We start from the raw sequence: 20,103 nt of genomic DNA on the forward strand, positions 1-20,103 counted from the left end.
ACTAAAAATATTAGCTTTTAATGCGTTAAGTGTAAACTCACACGGAAATGCGACATGATCTCAGATGTTCAGAGCAACATCACTTCTTATAGGCCTCTCCGTAGTATTTTTTATTGAAACGTAAATTTGGTGCGAGCCAATACAATTGTATGACACGGGAATACCTAAAATTAAATCCAGCTAATATAACTGCTGTTAACAAACAAGCCGTCAAATAAAGCCAAGGCGACTCCGATCCTCCTGATAGTACTGACACCGCAATACAAACCGCCACAAACTGAGCGACACTCAACGCATAGCTAACAAACATAGCAACATAGAAAAATCCGGGTTCCATTTCAAACTTCAATCCGCAATGAGGACAGTTCTTATTCATTTTTTGTCCTTTCAGACGAAATACACTCCCTTCAAAAATTTTTCCCGTTCGACACCGTGGACATTTACATTGCGTGGCTGCTTTAAACTTGCTAATGGTATACGTATCGTTATTTTCCATTTATTATACTATTTAAATATGTTGTTTTCTAAATTCTTCCGGCGTTAACCCTTCACCCTTTTTAAAGAATTTTGTAAAGTATGAATTGTCGTTGAAATTGAGTTCGTAAGCAATCTCCGATATCGTATAATCCTTAATCACCAACAAACGTTTTGCCTCCAGTAGCACCCGGTTTCGGATGATCTCACCAGCAGACGAACCTAACACTTCCTGGCACAGCGCATTGAGGTGATTCGGCGTGATATACAATAATGCGGCGTAATCTTTTGGCAATCGCAGTGATTTATAATTCACCTCTATCAAATTTAAGAAGTTACGCAACAACGTATGATTGTATATATCGTCTGGTAATGTGGTCGGCATATCGCGTTGCTTTTCCAATAGATGAAAAATATACAACAGCGAAATACGGGCAAAATCCACATCGCGTATATATGTTTGCAGACGCTGAAATGTATCTACAATCAATTCTCGTTCTGCGTCCTTCACCATAAATACCTCATCCCTTACCAATCCCGAGAAAAAAGAAAACGATCCAATATAATCTGGGCGTAACAAAAAGGTTCTAAACAAATTCTTATCAAAGTTAACCACATAGCCATCCATCTCTCCTTCGAAAGACCACGTATGTATTTGACCAGGTGACATAAAATAAATCTGCCAAGGGACAATCTCAAATGTTTCAAAATCGATGGTATGCCTCCCGCCCCCTTTTGTGAAGAGCAACAAATGGTAAAAATTATGGCGATGCGGAAAAACCAAGTTTTTATTTCGGGCTAAATATCCCGCTAAATCCTCTACCATAATACCTTGTTGGACATTTTCCGAAACGGTACATTGCTCTATGATAGGCACTTTTGAAACCATACACAAAGATATGGTGATATTCCCACAAACAATGGTATAATTACAGGTTTTAATGGTATTTTTTACTTAACGTAAGACAGAAGATTAAAGAGTTAAAAATTATTTTTAATTTCACATCATGTCCTTACATAAGCAGCCCGAATTGAAGGAAGCCGTATTAAATCTTCCACAAAAGGAGAAAGATAAACTGCTTGTTCGTCTTGTCGGCAAAGACAAGATGTTGATGAAGCAGCTCCATTTTCAACTGTTGGAAGACCAAATCGATCTGGAAGATCGCATCGAGAAACTCAAAGAAAGATTAACCTTTCTCTTTGGAGAAGGCAGAAATTCTGTCAAGAATATTCCGGTATATAGCAACTACAAAGAGCTTCAAAGTCTTATCCGACAAGCCAGTGGAATAATCAATGAACACGAGAAAATCACAAAAGACAAATACAGCGAGACCGATTGCCGCATCTATATCTTAAACGAAGCTTTTCGGCGATTTCCACGCCTCTTTGAAAAATCGGCAGTACATAGTGCCTTCAAGCTGCATGATTATGTGAAAGCACGTATTAAAACGACCACCAATAAATTTGAGAAACTGCACGAGGACTTGCAGTTTGATTTACAAGAATCCATGGAGGAGATGATAAGTTTTGCGATGGGGCATGGTTTGGCGTAATGGAGGTAGGAGAAAATTTATGTAAATTTGCAAAAACAAGATTTGGCATTACGTGGGTATACAGGAAATTCTCGATAAATACGCGAAAAGCGAAAAGGTAAAATCACTGGTAAAAAATATACAGGCAAAAAATCCTAAAATTCATCTTAAAGGACTTATTGGCTCGTCTGATGCGATGATAGCCGCGGCAGCTTATACATTGCAGGAAAGACCTTTCATCTTTATTTTACCTACGCACGAAGAGGCTTCCTATTTCTTAAGTGACCTAGAAAGCATATTGGATAAACAGGTTCTGTTCTTTCCTGCATCATTCCGTAAGGCTTATGAATTTACACAAACAGACGCCTCCCACGTACTGCAACGTGCCGAGGCATTAAGTGCCCTAAACCATACTTCTGAACTGCCCAAAATGCTGGTAACCTATCCGGAAGCCATTGCCGAAAAGGTCATTAATCGAGATGATTTAGAAAAAAATACACTGAGCATTACGCAGCAAAGCAAGCTCAGCATCGATTTTATTAACGAATTTCTTTATGAATACGATTTTGAGCGCGTTGATTTCGTATACGAACCGGGGCAATTTGCCATTCGTGGGGGGATCGTCGATATTTTTTCTTTTTCCAATGACCTCCCCTACCGGATTGAGTTTTTTGGTGACGATATAGAAAGTATACGGACATTTGACGTGGAAACACAACTTTCCGTCAGCAAGATACATACAGTCACCATTGTGCCTAATGTACAGGCAAAATTCCTATCCAATAACCATATCTCTTTATTGGAATATATCGACCGGAATAGTGCCATCTGGCTAAAAGATGTGCAGTTCACGCTAGATGTTTTGAAAGATGGTTACAAAAAAGCATCCGAATTCTGGAAGGCTCTTCCCGAGAAAGATATTCAGGCCAACAGCGAATGGGTAGATCCGAGGGTCACATTTACGACCGACCGGGCCTTCGGGGAGATGTTATTTGACTTTCCCAACATAGAATTTGGAAAGCAATTTTTCTACAAAGCTGATGAAACCATTTCTTTTGACACACACCCGCAACCCTCATTCAATAAGGATTTTAATCTACTGATCCATAATTTCAAGGAGAATGAAAAGAACCAGATACAAAATCTCATTTTTTCAGATTCTACGAAACAAATCGAACGAATTTTTACCATTTTAGAAGACATCGACAAAACGGTGACGTTTATTCCGGTACACCGGGCTCTTCGCGAAGGTTTCCGTGATGACGAGCAAAAGTTCGCCTGTTACACGGATCACCAGATCTTTGATCGTTACTATAAATACAAACGTAAAAAAGGTTATGAACGTTCACAGGCGATTACGCTAAAAGAATTGCGTGATCTAAAACCGGGCGATTACATCACCCACATCGACCACGGCGTTGGGAAATATGCAGGACTGGAAAAAGTGGAAGTCAATGGTAAGACACAGGAGATGATTCGTCTGGTCTATGCAGACAACGACTTGCTCTATGTCAATATCAACTCCTTAAACCGTATCTCCAAATATTCGGGCAAGGAAGGTACCGTTCCTAAAATGAATAAGCTGGGAACGGATGCTTGGGACAAGTTGAAGAAGACAACCAAGAAAAAGGTCAAAGACATTGCGCGTGACCTCATTAAATTGTACGCCAAGCGAAAAGCCCAAACCGGAAATGCATTCAGTCCGGACACTTACTTACAAAACGAACTAGAAGCGTCCTTTATCTATGAGGATACACCGGATCAAGAGAAAGCGACCAACGATGTCAAACGGGACATGGAATCGCCCCACCCGATGGATCGATTGGTTTGTGGAGACGTAGGTTTCGGAAAAACGGAAGTCGCTATCCGGGCAGCTTTCAAAGCTGTGGCAGACAGCAAGCAGGTAGCGGTGTTAGTTCCAACTACAATATTAGCGCTGCAACATTACCGTACGTTCAGCGATCGTCTGAAAGGATTACCGGCGAATATAGACTACATCAACCGATTCAAATCCTCGAAACAAATTAAAGATACATTAGCTCGCCTAGCAGAAGGCAAAATAGATATTATCATCGGCACGCACCGATTGGTCAGTAAAGACGTCAAATTTAAAGACTTGGGATTGATGATTATTGATGAAGAACAAAAGTTTGGTGTCTCCGTTAAAGAGAAGCTCAAAGTGATGCGGGCAAATGTAGATTCATTAACCTTAACCGCAACTCCTATTCCGCGTACCCTGCATTTTTCGCTGATGGGCGCGCGCGATTTAAGTATCATCTCCACACCACCTCCTAATAGGCAACCGGTACAAACGGAACTGCACGTATTTAACGAAACGCTTATACAGGACGCGGTTTCATACGAACTCGAAAGAAACGGACAAGTATTTTTCATTCACAACCGAGTGGCCGATTTACCTCAATTAGGGGCAATGATTCAAAAATTGGTACCTGGCGCCCGCGTGGGTATCGCTCATGGACAATTGGAGGGGGATGAACTAGAAGACGTCATGCTAAAATTCATTAACCATGAGTTTGATGTATTAGTCGCTACGACGATTATCGAAGCAGGTCTAGATATTCCGAATGCCAATACCATCATTATCAACCACGCGCACATGTTTGGTCTGAGTGATCTCCACCAGATGCGTGGTCGTGTAGGACGTTCCAATAAAAAAGCGTTCTGTTATCTATTAAGCCCACCGTTATCGACATTAACGAACGAGGCTTATAAACGTCTGTCTGCATTGGAGGAATTTTCTGAACTGGGCTCTGGATTTAATGTCGCCATGCGTGATTTAGATATACGCGGCTCCGGAAACCTGTTGGGTGCTGAACAATCTGGCTTTATCGCCGAAATTGGGTTCGAGATGTATAACAAGATTCTCGACGAAGCCGTTCAGGAACTAAAGGAAGATGAATTTGGAGAACTATTTGCCGATGAAAAGGACAAAAAGTATGTCTCTTTTACCCAAATAGATACCGATCTCGAGGTCATGATACCAGATGAATATGTCACTAATATCGGGGAACGATACAACCTGTATAACGAAATCGGAAAATTGGAAAACGAACAACAGCTAGCGACATTCGAAAAAGAACTGGAGGATCGCTTCGGCACTATACCCAAGCCTGTTTATGAGCTATTCAATACCTTACGTTTGCAATGGTTGGGCAAACAGATTGGTTTCGAGAAAATTTCTTTTAAAAAGAATACCCTCAAAGGATACTTTGTTAACAATCCAAAATCCAGTTATTTTGAATCTGATCAATTCGGGAAAGTACTGGCATTCGTGCAGGCACATCCGGCGATATCGAATTTAAAGGAGGTAAAAGGGCAACTTAGGCTGGCGCTAAGCAATGTCAATAGCATTGATTATGCATTGCATTTATTGAGCGAAATGATTTGATGTTATCTATCTAGTACTACCTTTTAAGTAGATTATTTACTAGCTTTGCGCTATAATTACTCGTTATGGCAAAGCTAGAAACCTCTTTAATTCACGAAGGTGAACATTTCAATACTACGAAATCGGTTGTGACGCCGATCTTCCAAACATCCACGTATCTTGCTGATGATATAGATTCTTTTGCACATGCGGCGGCGGCAACGAAATCGCCCGAGTTTTATCATCGTCATGGCAATCCTAATAGTAGTCAGGCTGCGGCGCTTATAGCGAAATTAGAGAAGAAAGAGGATGCACTGGTATTAGCAACCGGGATGGCGGCGATCAGTACGGCTATCCTCGCTGTGGTAAAAAGTGGTGACCATATTATTGCCCAGAACGCGCATTATGCCGCTTCATTAACATTTATGCGGGATTTTCTGTTACAATATGGTATCGAAGTAACGCAAGTAGACCAAACCGACAACCAAGCTTTCGAAGCAGCCATACAGTCCAATACAAAACTCATTTTTGTGGAGACACCTTCTAATCCAAACCTCGATATTACCGATTTGGAATATATTGGTAAACTCGGCAAGGAACACGGTATTTTGACCATGATAGACAATACCTTTGCGTCCCCAATCAACCAAGTACCTGCTGATTTTGGTATTGACATTATTGTCCATAGTGCTACGAAATATCTTGGTGGACATAGCGACCTTACAGCGGGTGCGGTATGCGGTTCGGCAGCATATATCGAGAAAGTTTGGCGTAGATCGCTTTTGCTAGGCGCGTCATTGAGTCCTTTTGATTCTTGGTTGCTGTTGCGTGGATTAAAAACATTGGCATTACGTGTTCGTCAAATTAATGAAAACGCGCTTGCCTTAGCGCAGTGGCTGGAGAAACAACCTACGATAAAGAAAGTTGCTTATGTCGGACTCAGCGATCATCCGCAACATGCGTTAGCAAAAAAACAGATGAAAGGATTCACGGGTATGCTCGCCATTGAGGTTAACGGCAAAGACGACGCTGAACAGTTCCAAAGAGCGCAAACAATATTAAATAGGTTAAAATTTTTCCACAATGCCGTAAGTTTAGGTGGCGTGGAGTCCTTGATAACCCATCCGGCAAGCATGTGGGGTGCGCATCAGGCAGAAAAAAAAGGAAACCAATTGTCTTTCAGCAAAGGGCTGCTGCGCATTTCGGTCGGCATCGAGCATATCGATGATCTTATTAGTGATTTTGAGGAGGCGTTGGCCTAAGCCAACGCTCCGTTTTTCAATTTTATTTTTACTTTCTCATTCTACTTTCGTAACCGTTGGCCCCGTATACGATTTTTTCATCCCACCAAAGTCTAGAACAATCTTTTGGATAACCATACCCGGATCGCCACATTTAATATGGAGCGTATGTTTACCGGGTTTATCAATATAAAATGTTGATTTGTTAATCGCTGCGTTGCGGAGTACATTATCAGACCAAGCTTGTGTATATTCCGGTGCGGAGGAAGAAGGTAGCGCCACAGGTCCGTCATCGATGCACACTGCATATCGCGTTTGTCCCGTTCCCTGTTCGTGGAAACCAAAATCACGATCCGAGCTCAAAGGAAATACCGGTAATACATACGTATAGACATCGACTGGCCCGTGATGAAACGTATAAAAATCATACTCCACACCGGGAGATTTTGGATCGCGGGGATTATGCACTTTCGCAGTAGGGTTACCGATCATTACACTTTGATCTTCAATTCCCAGATTATCGATAACGTGCATTTTGATATCATCCGTTTCTCGCTTTCGATGAAAGTCGGCACCCGCGATCGAAATCACACCATTATCTTCGATATATAATCCTTTAACATCACGTACAGCAACGTTTGCAGGGTTAAAAAGCGATATACCAATAATTTCCTGCATATCTCCATTTCTAAACACCATTTCTCCCCCGATACGTTCCCCTTTTGGTGCCTTTTCCCAATCGACCGATACCCATATTCTTTCTTCGTGTGTTACCTGTCCGGCAGATTTACTCACCTTAATCCAGTCATCCGATGGATGCGCAGACCAATCAAAAGTACCCTCTCCGGTATTGAAGACATCGATGAAATAGCTTTTATCCGTATAGGGATTAAATGCGGGTAACGTGTAAAAGCTACTTACACCTTTTAACGGCTCCTGTCCTTCCACAACCAACCCCATGCCCGCCTGTGTTGAAACCTGCACAGAATCCAATTTAGGAAGTTCAAAATATGAAGCAGTCACACCCTGACGCAAGGACATGATACGTTTCCATTTACCATCCATTAAATCGTTGTATTCGTATGATATTTTATACAACGTATCATAATAATGCTTCACCTCGTCCCGTAATATATTCGCATTCGATCGTCCCTGCGCAATGTGGAGCCTATTCTTTTGGGCTGTAAGCCACTTTTTATTCATAAGCTCAGCTCCCTTTACAGGATAGTACAATAACTGGAAAAAAGAGGGTTCAGCTTCTTTTGGAATCTCTTGGCGTATGCGTTCAACCGCCGCGCCAATTCGCGTATAATCTGCTATTCTCTTATCGGCTTCTTTATAATTCGTAAACGAAAAATCCGTGTCCGTTGGACGTTCCCGTCCATGGCTGAAGGTATTCCACTCATATCCCCACCCCATAAATTCAGGCTTGCGGGTGAATGCCAAACGATTGTATTCGCGTGTTATTTCTTTAAAGTCATCCAGATATTGCTCGCCATAAATTGAACTTAGCCAATTAGCTTGATAATTTGGTACATTTTCAAAAGTAAATTGATTAATATCATAAGCCATATCGAGAAACAGTGTAACAGGAAACTCGCAAGACTTAATGTCTCCTGCATTTAATAACCACAGACGGTCAGCTCCTGTATTGTATGCTTTATGCAGTTCTTCATACATCAAAGCGGGCGGTGTTGAAGAAAGCCACAGATAATCGTGTGGTATTCCTAAATAGGAAGCATGGTAATATACCCCCGAACCACCTGATCGCTTGCGCTCCTGTTCATTGCTCAACTGCTTCATATAACCGTAATTATCATCGGGCCAAACTAATATTACATCATCGGGCAGCTCCAGTCCTGCAAGATAAAGATCAAGCACCTCTTTATACGGCGTAAACGCCTGTGGAATTTCTTCGATCGGTTTGTCTATATATTTTTTCAAGATGTTCCGTTGATCCTTTAACGCTTCACTGACCAGCGCTACACGTTGTTCGAGGCTATAACCACCCGTCATTGCTTTGTCGTGTAGACCCCGTAAAGCCAATGTATACACATTTTCATAAGGCGAATTTTCTTTTACTCGCTGATCCAGTACTTTTAAAATTCCTTCTTTGTTCGTCATGTAATTCCATTCGCCCATCGTTTTTTTATCCCACTCACTGGCGTTGTTAAAGAGTAGCGGTTCGGGGTGTACAGATCCCATAACAATACCGAATGAATCCGCTACTACCTTGTTTTCCGAATATTTATTAAATGCCCCACTCGCTTCGTGCATGGCGGGACATAGATAGTTCGCTTTCAGGCGCAGCAAAAGCTCAAAAACTTTAGCATAAGTTTTGGGACCAATATCTTTCAGTTCGGGATCAAATGTGTGTTTCGCCCAAGGCAACAGCCCCCAATCCTCATCATTGATAAAAACACCTCGATATTTTACGGTTGGCGCAGGAGAAGAGAATGTCTTCACGTCCAGAAAGATATTATCGCTATGTTTTATAGGCACATCTGCCCACCAATACCAGGGAGATACGCCTATCGTTTCGGATATAGAAAAAAGACCGTAAGCCGTGCCTCGTCTATCGCTACCGGTGATTACCAACGCCTGATCTACGCCTTTAAGAGGGTTTTTCACCGTCTGTATGGCATATCTTTCCCATTGCCCTTTTATTTTACCAACATCTAGCTTGTTTTGACGAATCAATTGATCGATTATATTACTTTTTCCAATTGTTCCGACGATGATGAGATTACGTTCTTTACCGGATTCCGTTATTAGTGCGGGTTTTTTTCCCGAAACTCTTTCAACGTCCTCGGTGAAAAGTTTCAGTGCCGTTTTCACCGAAAGTTCATCATTATCATCATATAATATCGGCGTTGTTCTATTTTCATTTGTTATGACAAAGCTGTTTTTCTGATTTTTGGCAAGTCTAGTCTGTCCTTGTGAAAACGTACAACATAATATAACTAAAAAAGAAAGCACTAGGCATCTAGCAATATTCATCATCATCAATCGATTTATTTATTTCGTAATTTGTTTTATTCTATTTTCTGTAATATAAACGCACTTTATTCTACTGGTATATTAGTTTCTGCTCCGGGGTAACCTTTATTTTGATTTATATGTCCTTGGCTATTTGAGGTGATAGCGGTTAGCGGTACAGGATATAATACATGATATGGTCGCATGATAAAAGCATTTGTAGAATAAAAATATTGCTCCTGAAAAAAATTATTCTTTTCCATAATGCGATCATAATACCAATTTTTCTCGCTGAAATTGGCCATGGTATAGCCATCTCTATTCAATTGTGCCATCGTAAAAGCGATTCTCGTCAGTTCTACTTTACGATGTTCCTCCAGAAACAGTTCTCTTGCACGTTCATCTAAAATATCGTCCAAGGTGACCGTAGCCAATAGTGGAGCAGATGCTCTTTCACGTATTGCATTAACGTCTTCTGTCGCATTTCCAAATTGATTGAGCCACCAATATGCCTCTGCTCTCATCAGATACGTTTCTGCTAGTCGGAATACATATTGATCTGTAAACCCACCCGAAGGTGTTCTCCCTTGATTGATATCATCCTTGTGTACCAATACTTTAACAATTGGGAAAGAAAAGTAGCAACGCATGGTATCTTGTACATATTGCGCTTGGATCGGCTTACCAAACCATTCATCACTTCCTCCTTTAGATACTGGTCTGTTGTACCACAATCTTGATTTGTCATACCAGTTATTTTCGTTATAACGGATATCTGTTCCTGCGTCTGCCCAGACTTCATACTGGTAATAGTTTGTCGGCCGAATTTTTGCGATACCCCGACCTAGCGAATCAAGTAGCTCGTAACCGTCGTATGGACCGGCATCATAGGTAGTACCGGATTTACCATCCGGAGTACGTACAACAGCGCCATTACTCCAGTAAGGAACAAAGTTACGCAACCTCGCAGAACCATTTCCGGCAACATTTCCCGGAATACCAAACCTTTCTTGCACCACGAAAATCGCCTCTTTATTTGTGGATGCGCTTATATTTTCTTCTTTAAACAGATCGTTAAATACATCCAGTTGTGCATTTCCGGCGTTGACACCAAAACGGGTATCCATGAGTTGCAACCCATAGTTATTAATACAACGTGTGGCAGACTCAATGGCATTTTCAAATTCGCCGAGCGCCATGTATATTTTTGTAAGTAGATGTTCTCCCGCTGCTCTATTCACCGCACCTGGAGGCGCTGTTAATGGAAGCCATTGTGCGGAAAACTCCATATCTGCTTTCATTTGTGCCAACACGGTATTCCGGGCGCTACTTACAAAATCAAGCTTCGGTCCGGTGATTTCTTCCAAAATAAGCGGAACATCTCCCCATTGGTTTGTCAGCAGGTAATACCAGTATGCACGATGGAAATATCCCTCCGCCAAAATGGCATTTCGCTCTTCCTCCGTATCGAACGTGGCGTTATCTATTCTACTAATAACCGTATTGGCGTATTTTATGCCGTTCCAACCCAACTCCCAATATGTCAAATGTAACCTTTGGTTAGTGGTAGGCGTTAGCTGCGTTTCCAAGTTGTGAATTTCCTTGGCTTCCGGTGCGCCCATGACGTGCATATCCGAAAAGGCGTATTCATATACGAGCGGTGTCTCACAAACACCAGCGTTAAATGCATCACCAAACCATTCCCATTTAATCTGTTTTCGGGAGGTAACCAATAAAGCTTCCAGTCCGGCTTTGTCGGTCAATGTATTTTCAGGCGCAAAAAAAGATAATGGCTGTGGATCCAATTTTACACAGGAAACGAGCCCTGAAAATGATAACAGTATCGAAAATAAAACAATATTCTTCTTCATCTTTCTATTCTTAAATGAAACCATTATAAGGTAATATCAAGCCCCAGCGTGAATATTCGTGGTGCCCGACCCCGGTTTTCCGGATCGAAATATGTCCAGTTGGTGATCACAAAACCATTGTCTACATTCGCACTGATGCGTAAGCTTTCAATAGACAATTTAGTAAGGTACGATTTAGGCACCCGATAGGAGATCGACGCGTTCTGTAAGCGGAGATAATCTCTTCTTTTGTAGATATTCACAGTGGGGTTGGATGAATTTGCGCCCAATTTTGCAAATTCATTCGAAGGGTTGTCCGGCATCCAATATTCCGTGAGAATAGAATTCGATCGGTCAAAAAACCGATTATCTTCATTTCTCGCCATATTATCGACTGCCCAATAATTAAAATCACCTCTCAAAACAAACGAAAAATCCAACGCACCCCATAATGTCAAATCGCTTCGGAATGATGCCCTGAATCGTGGTGTAGCAGAACCCAGCCATTGCTTGTCCTCTTGATTCAATACCCCGTCGTCGTTTACATCCAATAGGCGGGGGTCTCCGGGTGTTTTCCCGTATCTCCTAGCTTGTTCCTCTTCTCCGAGTTGCCATATGCCGATCATTTTATAATCAAATATATCATTGATACCGTGTCCGATATACCAGTTATTCTGTATGTCATCATCCTCCCGTTGTCCGATTACGTTTCCGTCTTCATCCCGAATATCAACCATTTCACCGTAGAGGTGTTTAATCGTGTTTTTATTGCTACTAAATATAAATGATGTACGCCATGTAACATCTTGCTTATCGACGTTAACACTTGTCAAGGTTGCTTCAAACCCCTTATTATCCACCTGCCCCAAGTTGGTTATGATATCGCTAAACCCTGTGATTGTCGGTAACGAACGCATAAGGATCAAATCGGTGGTTTTATTATAATACGCGTCGAGTACGCCCTGTAGACGGTTGTTAAAAACCGCAAAATCTAAACCGACGTTCAACGCTTTGGTACGCTCCCATTTCAGATTAGGATTAGAAAGATTGTCTGTCCATATACCTTTTATATTTTCTCCGTCGATAATATTATCTGTAACGTTCAATCTTGACAATGCAGCATAACGTCCGATATCCCTGTTCCCGCTTTCCCCCCATGACAAGCGCAGTTTGAGGTCGGAGAAGGGAGTACGTTTCATAAATTTCTCCTCGGAAATTCGCCATGCAGCTGCAAAAGCAGGATACGTACCATAAGGATTGTTCACCCCAAAAGCCGAAAAACCGTCCCGCCTCAAAGAAACGGTTAATAAATACCTATCCAGCAAACCATAATTTATCCTACCTAAAATAGCATTACCCGTCTGCATCTGATCGTCCGACCGGACAATAGGATTGATGCCGGCATTTATATTGTGGTAGGTGAGGTTGCTGTTCGGGATAAAACCCTCATTTTCACCCGTGCTTCTCCAAAATTGATATTTCTCTGAGTTTACAACAAATGTTGCATCGAAATTATGTACATTTCCTATCCTATAGTTCCAATTGAGGATGTTATCGACAATCCACTCATAGTCGGAATAATCTTCTCTGCTTGCACTACCTCCTGCCGTTACATTTGGCTTTTCATCCGAATGAAAGTAATAATCCTTACGCCATCCGAAGCGGTTGCTGTAATTGGTCTGGAAACTAAACCCATAAGGAAGTGTCAGTTTAGCAAATAAGGTGGAATTCAGTGTTTGCACACGATAGAAATAGTCATCTACTCCCGCCGCCAATAGCGGATTAGCAATCCTCGCATCTCCTGTAGGGTATCTATTAATGCTTCCATCCTCATTATATAGACTACCGAATGGACTCATTACGTCCGCATTGGCTTCATTGACCGTAATATCATCATCTGCCCGGTTGGAAAATTGGGTATTGGTACCCACCTTGAGCCAGTTCGTGATATTGGTTTCCAGATTCACACGGGCCCTAGTTGCGGTAAAGTTGTCTCCTTTGGTAAATCCTTCATTCTTTAAATGCCCAATAGAAGCATAATAGTCGGTAGCAGCAGAACGTCCAGAAAAAGAAACATTATTATCTAACCGTATACCGGTACGATAAACCTCATCTCGCCAGTCTACTGTTCGTCCTGCCATATAGTTCTCAATCTCTATTGGGGCAAATTGCAGCCGGTTCAACCAAGTATCTATATAATCCCCCGAAAAAGAATTGTCATAATTCGCCCATTGTTCGCGAGTAACACCCTCCGGAAGATTATCTGGATTATCATAATATCCTTTGCCTTTTTGTTGGTTCTCGGGATTGAAAAAGTCAATTGTTTTCCAATAGTCAGCTCTCCGCTGGACGTATTGTTCGGGTGTGGGCAACGGAGGTATGGACAGTAGATTTGAAAAACCTAATTTAGAATTGTAGGTAACCACCGGTTTTTCCGTTTTACCTCTTTTCGTGGTAATCATAATAACACCTGCCGAGCCCTTCGAGCCAAAAATTGCTGTGGAACTTGCATCTTTTAAAACATCGATACTTTCAATATCGTTGGGATTGATATCACTCATAGATCCATAATATATAGCTCCGTCCAGCACAATCAGCGGCGAGCTGGATGCCTGCAATGAGGCGGGACCTCTAACCTGTATATCACCCCCGCCAGATGCATTATTATTTATACCAATATTAACACCCGCAATACTCCCTTTTAAGTAATCTGTTACGGATGTTGCGACGCGGGTCTCCATAACCTCCTGTCCGATATGGGACACTGAGCCGGTAAGATCTTTTTTTCGTACTGATCCATATCCGATAACAACTACCTCTTCCAAATCGGTATAATCTCCTTTTCCCAATTGTATGCTTAATTGTCTATTTCCACCCAACACTTCCGTATATTCGGCATACCCGACCATCGTAACGATAAGATGATTACCTTCCCGTGATTCGATTGTAAAAGCCCCAAGCGAATCAGTGAGTGTTCCCCTTCCTGATTCCTGAATCCGTACAGAAACATTTGGCAATGGCTGGTTCTCCCGATCTACAACAGTTCCGCTATAAACAGAAGTCTCTTGCGCTTTTGATGCCATCGACGAAAAAACGAAAAGCAATAGAAAAGCTACGCTATAGTTCATGATTTGTCTGTAATTCATAGATTTATATTCCGTTTGCTAACCTGATGTCAAGTTCCTAATTCAGGAAAAGAATATTTCGACATCTTGTGTCAATATTTCCTTATTTTGTCTTTTACAGCGTAAAATAAGTACTAAATATGGTGAACGCAATGAGATTATCGAAATAACCCAGTATTTCCTTGTTCCCATAATGGATTCAGCTCCTGAATAATGTGTTCGTTTCCCTCCGCTATATTTTTTGTTTCCAAGGTATCTACAGCATGGTCATAAAGCTCCGTGGCCGGAGTTTCTTTTCTAAAATAACGTGTCAGTCGATATTGAGGAGTAACCATAGAAATCCCTTCCTTAAAATAACTATACGCTACGTCTTTCCACGATGTATCCCTTATATTTTGCAGCAAAGGTTTCACCGAATAACCATCTGCATAAGACAGTGCAGGAACGTCACATAGATCTAATAAAGTAGGCGCAATATCGATCGTACTTACTACGCGATCAATTTGCTTTCCTCCGGTCATATCAGGTGTTTTCAGCATCAATACGCTGCGAAGTGACCGGTCAAATAGGGTGTGCTTGCCCCACACGTGGTAGTCACCCAGATGCCAGCCATGGTCACTCCATAGCACCACAATCGTATTCTTATCCAGACCCGTTTCTTTCAATGCTGATACCACCTTACCAACCTGCTCATCCACATAGCTTACACAGGCATAATAGCCATGTATTAATTTACGGGAATATGCGTCTGATAACGGTTCATCCAGTGATGCTTTTTCTTCTCCCAATTTGTATTGGTTAAACTCCGCGCTATTATGTAAACTTGCCCGGTGTATATTTTTGGGAATATCAGGTGCGCTAGTCAACGATAATCGATCTTCATCGTACAAATCCCAATATTTCTTTGGGGCATTAAACGGTAGATGGGGTTTAAAGAAGCCTACTCCCAAAACAAAAGGTTGCTTTTGGTGAGCGAGCATCTTGAGCTTATTAACAGCCGTCCGAGCTATCAGTCCGTCGGGATAACCTTCATCGCCAACATCAGCTGCTTCGTAAGGAGGTACATCTCCCTTTTTAGTGGTACGGCTTTCACCGTTGGCATAAGCGAAAAAAGCATCCCAACCTTGTCCCCAGTTGCCATAGTCTAACAACATCTCATCCCAGCTATTCGGTAGTTCCCGGCGGTCACTTTTGGATCCTGAATAAGGATAGATATAGCCATCAGGATGATGGCTTATTTTTCCAATCCCAACCGTGTAATAACCGTTTCTGCGGAATTGCTCGATAAAGGTTTCCGGTTCCGTCGATTTCTCTTGTTTAGCGGCAGACAGTCTATTTGCAATTGTATTCGATAATTCGGCTGTTGTTCGGGGTAACGAGCTCCGCAACAGGCTATAACGAGACGCACCACAGGTAGGTACGGTGACATAATGCCTAGAAAACACAGCCGATTGCGCGGCCAATGCATCCATGTGAGGCGATTTCACCTCGTCATTACCGTAACTGCCTAAGGCCGGCAAAAGATCGTCTACACAGATTAGCAAAACATTTGGTTGGTTTTTTTCCTGTGGAATTGCTTTACTATTTACAATCCATAAAGTGCAGGTTATAAATATCCATTTTAACTTTGCCATTTGCATCATACATTCATCCTATTCTCCCGAAGGTCTCTTAATTTTCTCCCCTATTTTTACCGGAATACCGAAATTCGGACTGCCATCGCTATTCCATGTAAATTTTTGAATTCTCGCGTTACGATAATTCGTGTTTCCGCCATCCGGTAAATTCCGGGCGTGATAGATAATCCAGTCTTCTGTACCATCCGGCGACTTAAAAAAACCATTATGACCAGGGCCAAAAGCTCCACTTTCGGCATTCATGGAAAAGACAGGTTCAGCGTGCTTCGTCCAGTCTTCCGGATTCATGGGGTCACCCCCATCTTTAAGTGACAATAAACCCAATGCGTACCGATCAGAAGAGAAACTGCTGGCTGAATAGACTACAAACACGCTCCCTTCTGGGTTAATCAGTACTTGCGGTCCTTCGTTAATTGCTCCATTATGTTTCTCCCAATCATAAATAGGAGCGGCTATCTCCGTCCGGTCGCCCTCTATGGTCCAAGGATTGGTCATTTTTGCAATATAAATCTTTTGAGGCGAGGCTCCTCTATTTGATCCCGACCACAAAAAATACAATTGCTCCTTATGTGTCATGATCGTTCCATCAATTGCCCATTCGTCATTCGGAACAGCTATTTTTCCTTTAAACTCCCAAGACCCTCTCACGGGGCTAGACGATTTATTTTCGACCACATACATGCGATGGTTGGCATTGCTGCCGTTATCGGCAGCGAAATACATATACCATTTTCCATCGATTTCATGCAGTTCCGGAGCCCATATATTTTGTGAATACATGGTTCCAGGAGGCGGTACCCAAGCGTTAATTGGTGTTACGTTTGCCAATTCACTAATTTTTTTGGTGACGTATAGCACCAGCTTACTTCCCTGGGTATACGTGTAATAATATGTTCCATCCTTTTGTGTTACCCATGGATCAGCACCTCTAGGCAATAAGGGATTCGTAAAAAAGTCGTCTACATTTGTTGGCTCTTCTTCATCTGGATCGGGAGGTATGATCTCGTCATTGCCTGTACCCTTCCCACAAGCCCCAACAATGCTTAGCAGAGCAAGCATCAGTGCAATAACATATCTTTTCTTTGCCTTCATTATTTACATCATTTACCTGTAATACATACCAATTTCTGCTAATGCGATATTTTTTTCATTATTATCAATCGGTTCTATCCCTATCAATCTAAAATACTGCGCCTGCACAGATTCCGTTAAGGCAATCCATTGTTTTTCAGGAGAATTAGCCAATGTATGTGTTCCATGTGCTGTCCAATTATTTCCGTCTACACTCGTATATAATTCTATTACCTTAGGACGGGCACCTGGATTTAATCGAGTTATAATAGCAAAACCTTCTAAATTTTCATGTAACACGCCCATATCTACGGTAATAGTATGATTTGGATAGGTAACGGTTCCTCCGATCTGACTTACCCACAATGTAGACGGATTTTCGTCAATCGCGTGGGATGCACGCCGATTACCACTAACATCCTCGCTCGATGCTACTGCCGTCCAACCCGCTTTGGACAGTTCTATCGGCTCTCCTTTGATCCGTAGAGATTCATATTCCGTATAAAATGTATCTATCGCCAGTGAAGTAGGTAAATACGACGTTCGGTGTTTGATGGTTTGTGCAGAAAAGTTTTCGATATATGTGACGTTATCATTTTTTGACACGAACAAGGTTTGCGTATCGCCGTTTTCATCCTCATATATAAACTCTGAACCATGTACAGATACGTCTGGTAACGCGCCCCAGTTTATTCTTAACGTATCTCCATTGCCAATCTCGTAGCTGTCTATCGGGCGGCTTAGCAGGGTACTGTTATAACGGTCTCCATATACCCTCGATACAACTTCTTTTTTCAAAGATTGATGTCCTTCATTGTCGAAGGTGAAAACCTCAAATACATACGTTTCTTCCGCAAAGTCATCAAGCATGACCTTAATCGTGTCTCTGTTTTCAGTTCGCGTAATAGGTACATCGATAGAGTCCGTCCGGTTATTCCAATATACTCTGGTGAACGTCGCTTTGGGGTCTGACGGTGGTAACCACCCTAATTGAATACGATGATTGCCAGGATACACAAATACCGAATCGACCATGCCGATATATACTTTCATACCGCCTTCGAGAAACTGTTTATACGTATCGTCCATCTTCGAGCACGCCTGAATAAGGATACTCAAAAATAAACAGGCAAAGCCTATTCTTATTCCGTTAGTTAATAATTTCATAACCATCTATTTTTAATTTTTCAATTCAACATTTAGCGTAAAGACCTCGCCTTTGCTCCCTGCAATCAGTGCATCATCCATCGGCATCCATCGGTGTTCTTTCTTACCTCCATACTCTATCTGTATCAAATAATTGTACACATTATTGGCAATATTGCCATCTATAGCATACGGATTATCTGGAAATATATATTGTCCATTCGCAGACGTCGTAGCGCGATATTTAACAACATCTGTACTCCTGACTGCATTACTATTTCCAAACACCGGATAAAAATTCAATTTTGCTTCTGCAGCCGGTGCCCCATTTTTTTGTATTACATTCACCTGAAAAGAAGACGGAAAATAATTCCAATAAGGCGTTGCAACTTTATCAGCCCCCGATGCATTAATAATAAAACGTGAAAACTCGGACCATACAGTTTCTCCGTAAGGATAATTCATGATACATCGTTTTGACTCGAATGGTTCACCATTTATGGGATTATTCGCACCATTTGGTACCTCACCGAGATAGAGATCATACATTCCTCTCGCATGCCCGAATTCATGAAGCAACGCGTCGATGGCGCGTTCTCCGAATAGCCCGTCGTAATCGTGTCCCAAAGTGAGATAAGGTGTTCTCAACCAGCCCCAAGACAGGTCATCAGCTGCAGCATTGCCATTCACAATCAATAGGATATCCATATCCGGATCGTCCACTCCACGCAAATACCTAAACTGTCCTGATGTACCTTCAAATGGAATCATCTCCGTCATGTAAAAGTGTATTTCGTTATTTCCGGCATCATTTAAACCGGGTACCTGAAATTTTTTTCCTGACCGTATTAATCCATCATCCATTTTTGCTTTGAACGCTAATGGGCCACCATGATCAGCGATAGTCTTCGCTTCTGCCATAACTTTGCATCGAAATTTCCATCCAGGAAGATTATCAAAGAAAGCTTTTCTATTCACATATTCCGCGGGCGTATACTCTCCAAATAGTGTGTCGATACTTGTTGTATCCGGCAAATAAGCTGTCCGGTACTGAATCTCTCCCGTTGCCGTGACAGGCAGATTACTTAATTCCCCTGTCAGCTTAGCCTGTGGGAAGAATTGACGTTGTACTTTGCCATTCACGTCGGTATACATCACTTCGGATCCTATTATATAGGCGTTGTTATTTTCCTCCCATACAAGTGAAAGGGTATTCGCGCTGTACTGGTAATTCATATCATACAACGTACGCCTATCCAAATCCTGTACATACGAGTCCCCGTATACTAATCCTTTCACCAGAACTTTTCCCGAGCTCTTCCCTTCTCTGTTAAATGTCAACACTTCTATCGCATATTCCCCTTCTTCCAAGTCATCAATAGGTATTTTAAGCGTGTCTAACGGGTTATTTAATTCGTATGTCACCGAGTCTTGTTGACGGTTCCAATATAATTTCACTTTGTTCACTTTGGGGTCAGGGTTTGGCCACACAAACAGCAGTCTATGGTAACCCGAATATATTTTCCCTGTTCGTGCCTGCGTAACAATTTCCCGTTTGTTATCCATCGATGTTGGGTCTTCTCCCCTATCTTTTGAGCAAGCTGTGATAAGCAATAAAGCCATCAATAAATCGAGACATATATATCTATACTTTTTCACG

The 20,103-nt window shown here is 41.9% G+C and carries 12 protein-coding genes; 3 read left to right on the forward strand and 9 right to left on the reverse strand.

The window, feature by feature from the left end; translation table 11 throughout:
- Positions 1–79 precede the first annotated feature (79 nt).
- Both H8B21_RS03865 and H8B21_RS03870 read right to left on the reverse strand, forming a co-directional pair.
- Entirely contained in the window at positions 80–376 is a 297-nt protein-coding gene (locus H8B21_RS03865) for a DUF983 domain-containing protein (RefSeq protein ID WP_317170367.1), read from the reverse strand.
- Between the two features lie 132 nt (positions 377–508).
- On the reverse strand, positions 509–1,363 hold the full coding sequence (locus tag H8B21_RS03870; protein WP_190312450.1) for a helix-turn-helix domain-containing protein: 855 nt from the start codon (positions 1,361–1,363) through the stop codon (positions 509–511).
- Between the two features lie 118 nt (positions 1,364–1,481).
- Here H8B21_RS03870 and H8B21_RS03875 point away from each other — a divergent pair, with 118 nt between their 5' ends.
- The 3 genes from H8B21_RS03875 (at position 1,482) to H8B21_RS03885 (ending at position 6,656) form a co-directional block, all read left to right on the forward strand.
- Positions 1,482–2,027 (forward strand): hypothetical protein, encoded by a 546-nt coding sequence (locus H8B21_RS03875; protein WP_190312451.1) that lies wholly within the window; start codon positions 1,482–1,484, stop codon positions 2,025–2,027.
- A 52-nt stretch (positions 2,028–2,079) separates the two neighbouring features.
- Positions 2,080–5,415: a transcription-repair coupling factor gene (gene mfd / locus H8B21_RS03880; RefSeq protein ID WP_190312452.1), complete on the forward strand. Its 3,336-nt coding sequence runs from the start codon at positions 2,080–2,082 to the stop codon at positions 5,413–5,415.
- A 65-nt stretch (positions 5,416–5,480) separates the two neighbouring features.
- On the forward strand, positions 5,481–6,656 hold the full coding sequence (locus H8B21_RS03885; protein ID WP_190312453.1) for a trans-sulfuration enzyme family protein: 1,176 nt from the start codon (positions 5,481–5,483) through the stop codon (positions 6,654–6,656).
- A gap of 36 nt (positions 6,657–6,692) precedes the next feature.
- Here the strand turns inward: H8B21_RS03885 and H8B21_RS03890 are convergent, their stop codons facing one another.
- The 7 genes from H8B21_RS03890 to H8B21_RS03920 all read right to left on the reverse strand — a co-directional run bounded on the left by H8B21_RS03890 (position 6,693) and on the right by H8B21_RS03920 (position 20,102).
- A complete protein-coding gene (locus tag H8B21_RS03890; RefSeq protein ID WP_190312454.1) occupies positions 6,693–9,641 on the reverse strand; it encodes a glycosyl hydrolase 115 family protein in 2,949 nt (982 codons plus the stop codon).
- 59 nt (positions 9,642–9,700) lie between these two features.
- Positions 9,701–11,485, reverse strand: coding sequence for a RagB/SusD family nutrient uptake outer membrane protein (locus H8B21_RS03895; protein WP_223814818.1), 1,785 nt, complete (start codon positions 11,483–11,485; stop codon positions 9,701–9,703).
- 23 nt (positions 11,486–11,508) lie between these two features.
- Positions 11,509–14,610 carry a SusC/RagA family TonB-linked outer membrane protein gene (locus H8B21_RS03900; protein WP_190312456.1) on the reverse strand — a complete coding sequence of 1,034 codons (3,102 nt, stop codon included), beginning with the start codon at positions 14,608–14,610 and terminating at the stop codon, positions 11,509–11,511.
- Between the two features lie 137 nt (positions 14,611–14,747).
- A complete protein-coding gene (locus H8B21_RS03905) occupies positions 14,748–16,223 on the reverse strand; it encodes a sulfatase (RefSeq protein WP_190312457.1) in 1,476 nt (491 codons plus the stop codon).
- An 18-nt stretch (positions 16,224–16,241) separates the two neighbouring features.
- Positions 16,242–17,318, reverse strand: a complete 1,077-nt coding sequence (locus H8B21_RS03910; protein WP_223814819.1) for a glycoside hydrolase family 43 protein — start codon at positions 17,316–17,318, stop codon at positions 16,242–16,244.
- Positions 17,319–17,330: 12 nt separating this feature from the next.
- Positions 17,331–18,464: a DUF4998 domain-containing protein gene (locus H8B21_RS03915; protein WP_190312458.1), complete on the reverse strand. Its 1,134-nt coding sequence runs from the start codon at positions 18,462–18,464 to the stop codon at positions 17,331–17,333.
- A gap of 12 nt (positions 18,465–18,476) precedes the next feature.
- On the reverse strand, positions 18,477–20,102 hold the full coding sequence (locus tag H8B21_RS03920; protein WP_190312459.1) for a DUF4998 domain-containing protein: 1,626 nt from the start codon (positions 20,100–20,102) through the stop codon (positions 18,477–18,479).
- Position 20,103 lies beyond the last annotated feature (1 nt).

The organism is Sphingobacterium chuzhouense, from assembly GCF_014692525.1.
In the GTDB taxonomy this organism is placed as follows: Bacteria; Bacteroidota; Bacteroidia; order Sphingobacteriales; family Sphingobacteriaceae; genus Sphingobacterium; species Sphingobacterium chuzhouense.

Bases quoted from the DNA above. Each gene is read 5' to 3' on its own strand.
- H8B21_RS03865 (WP_317170367.1), bottom strand. From the start codon at position 376: ATGAATAAGAACTGTCCTCATTGCGGATTGAAGTTTGAAATGGAACCC.
- H8B21_RS03870 (WP_190312450.1), bottom strand. From the start codon at position 1,363: ATGGTTTCAAAAGTGCCTATCATAGAGCAATGTACCGTTTCGGAAAAT.
- H8B21_RS03875 (WP_190312451.1), top strand. From the start codon at position 1,482: ATGTCCTTACATAAGCAGCCCGAATTGAAGGAAGCCGTATTAAATCTT.
- H8B21_RS03885 (WP_190312453.1), top strand. From the start codon at position 5,481: ATGGCAAAGCTAGAAACCTCTTTAATTCACGAAGGTGAACATTTCAAT.
- H8B21_RS03890 (WP_190312454.1), bottom strand. From the start codon at position 9,641: ATGATGATGAATATTGCTAGATGCCTAGTGCTTTCTTTTTTAGTTATA.
- H8B21_RS03895 (WP_223814818.1), bottom strand. From the start codon at position 11,485: ATGAAGAAGAATATTGTTTTATTTTCGATACTGTTATCATTTTCAGGG.
- H8B21_RS03900 (WP_190312456.1), bottom strand. From the start codon at position 14,610: ATGAATTACAGACAAATCATGAACTATAGCGTAGCTTTTCTATTGCTT.
- H8B21_RS03905 (WP_190312457.1), bottom strand. From the start codon at position 16,223: ATGGCAAAGTTAAAATGGATATTTATAACCTGCACTTTATGGATTGTA.
- H8B21_RS03910 (WP_223814819.1), bottom strand. From the start codon at position 17,318: ATGAAGGCAAAGAAAAGATATGTTATTGCACTGATGCTTGCTCTGCTA.
- H8B21_RS03915 (WP_190312458.1), bottom strand. From the start codon at position 18,464: ATGAAATTATTAACTAACGGAATAAGAATAGGCTTTGCCTGTTTATTT.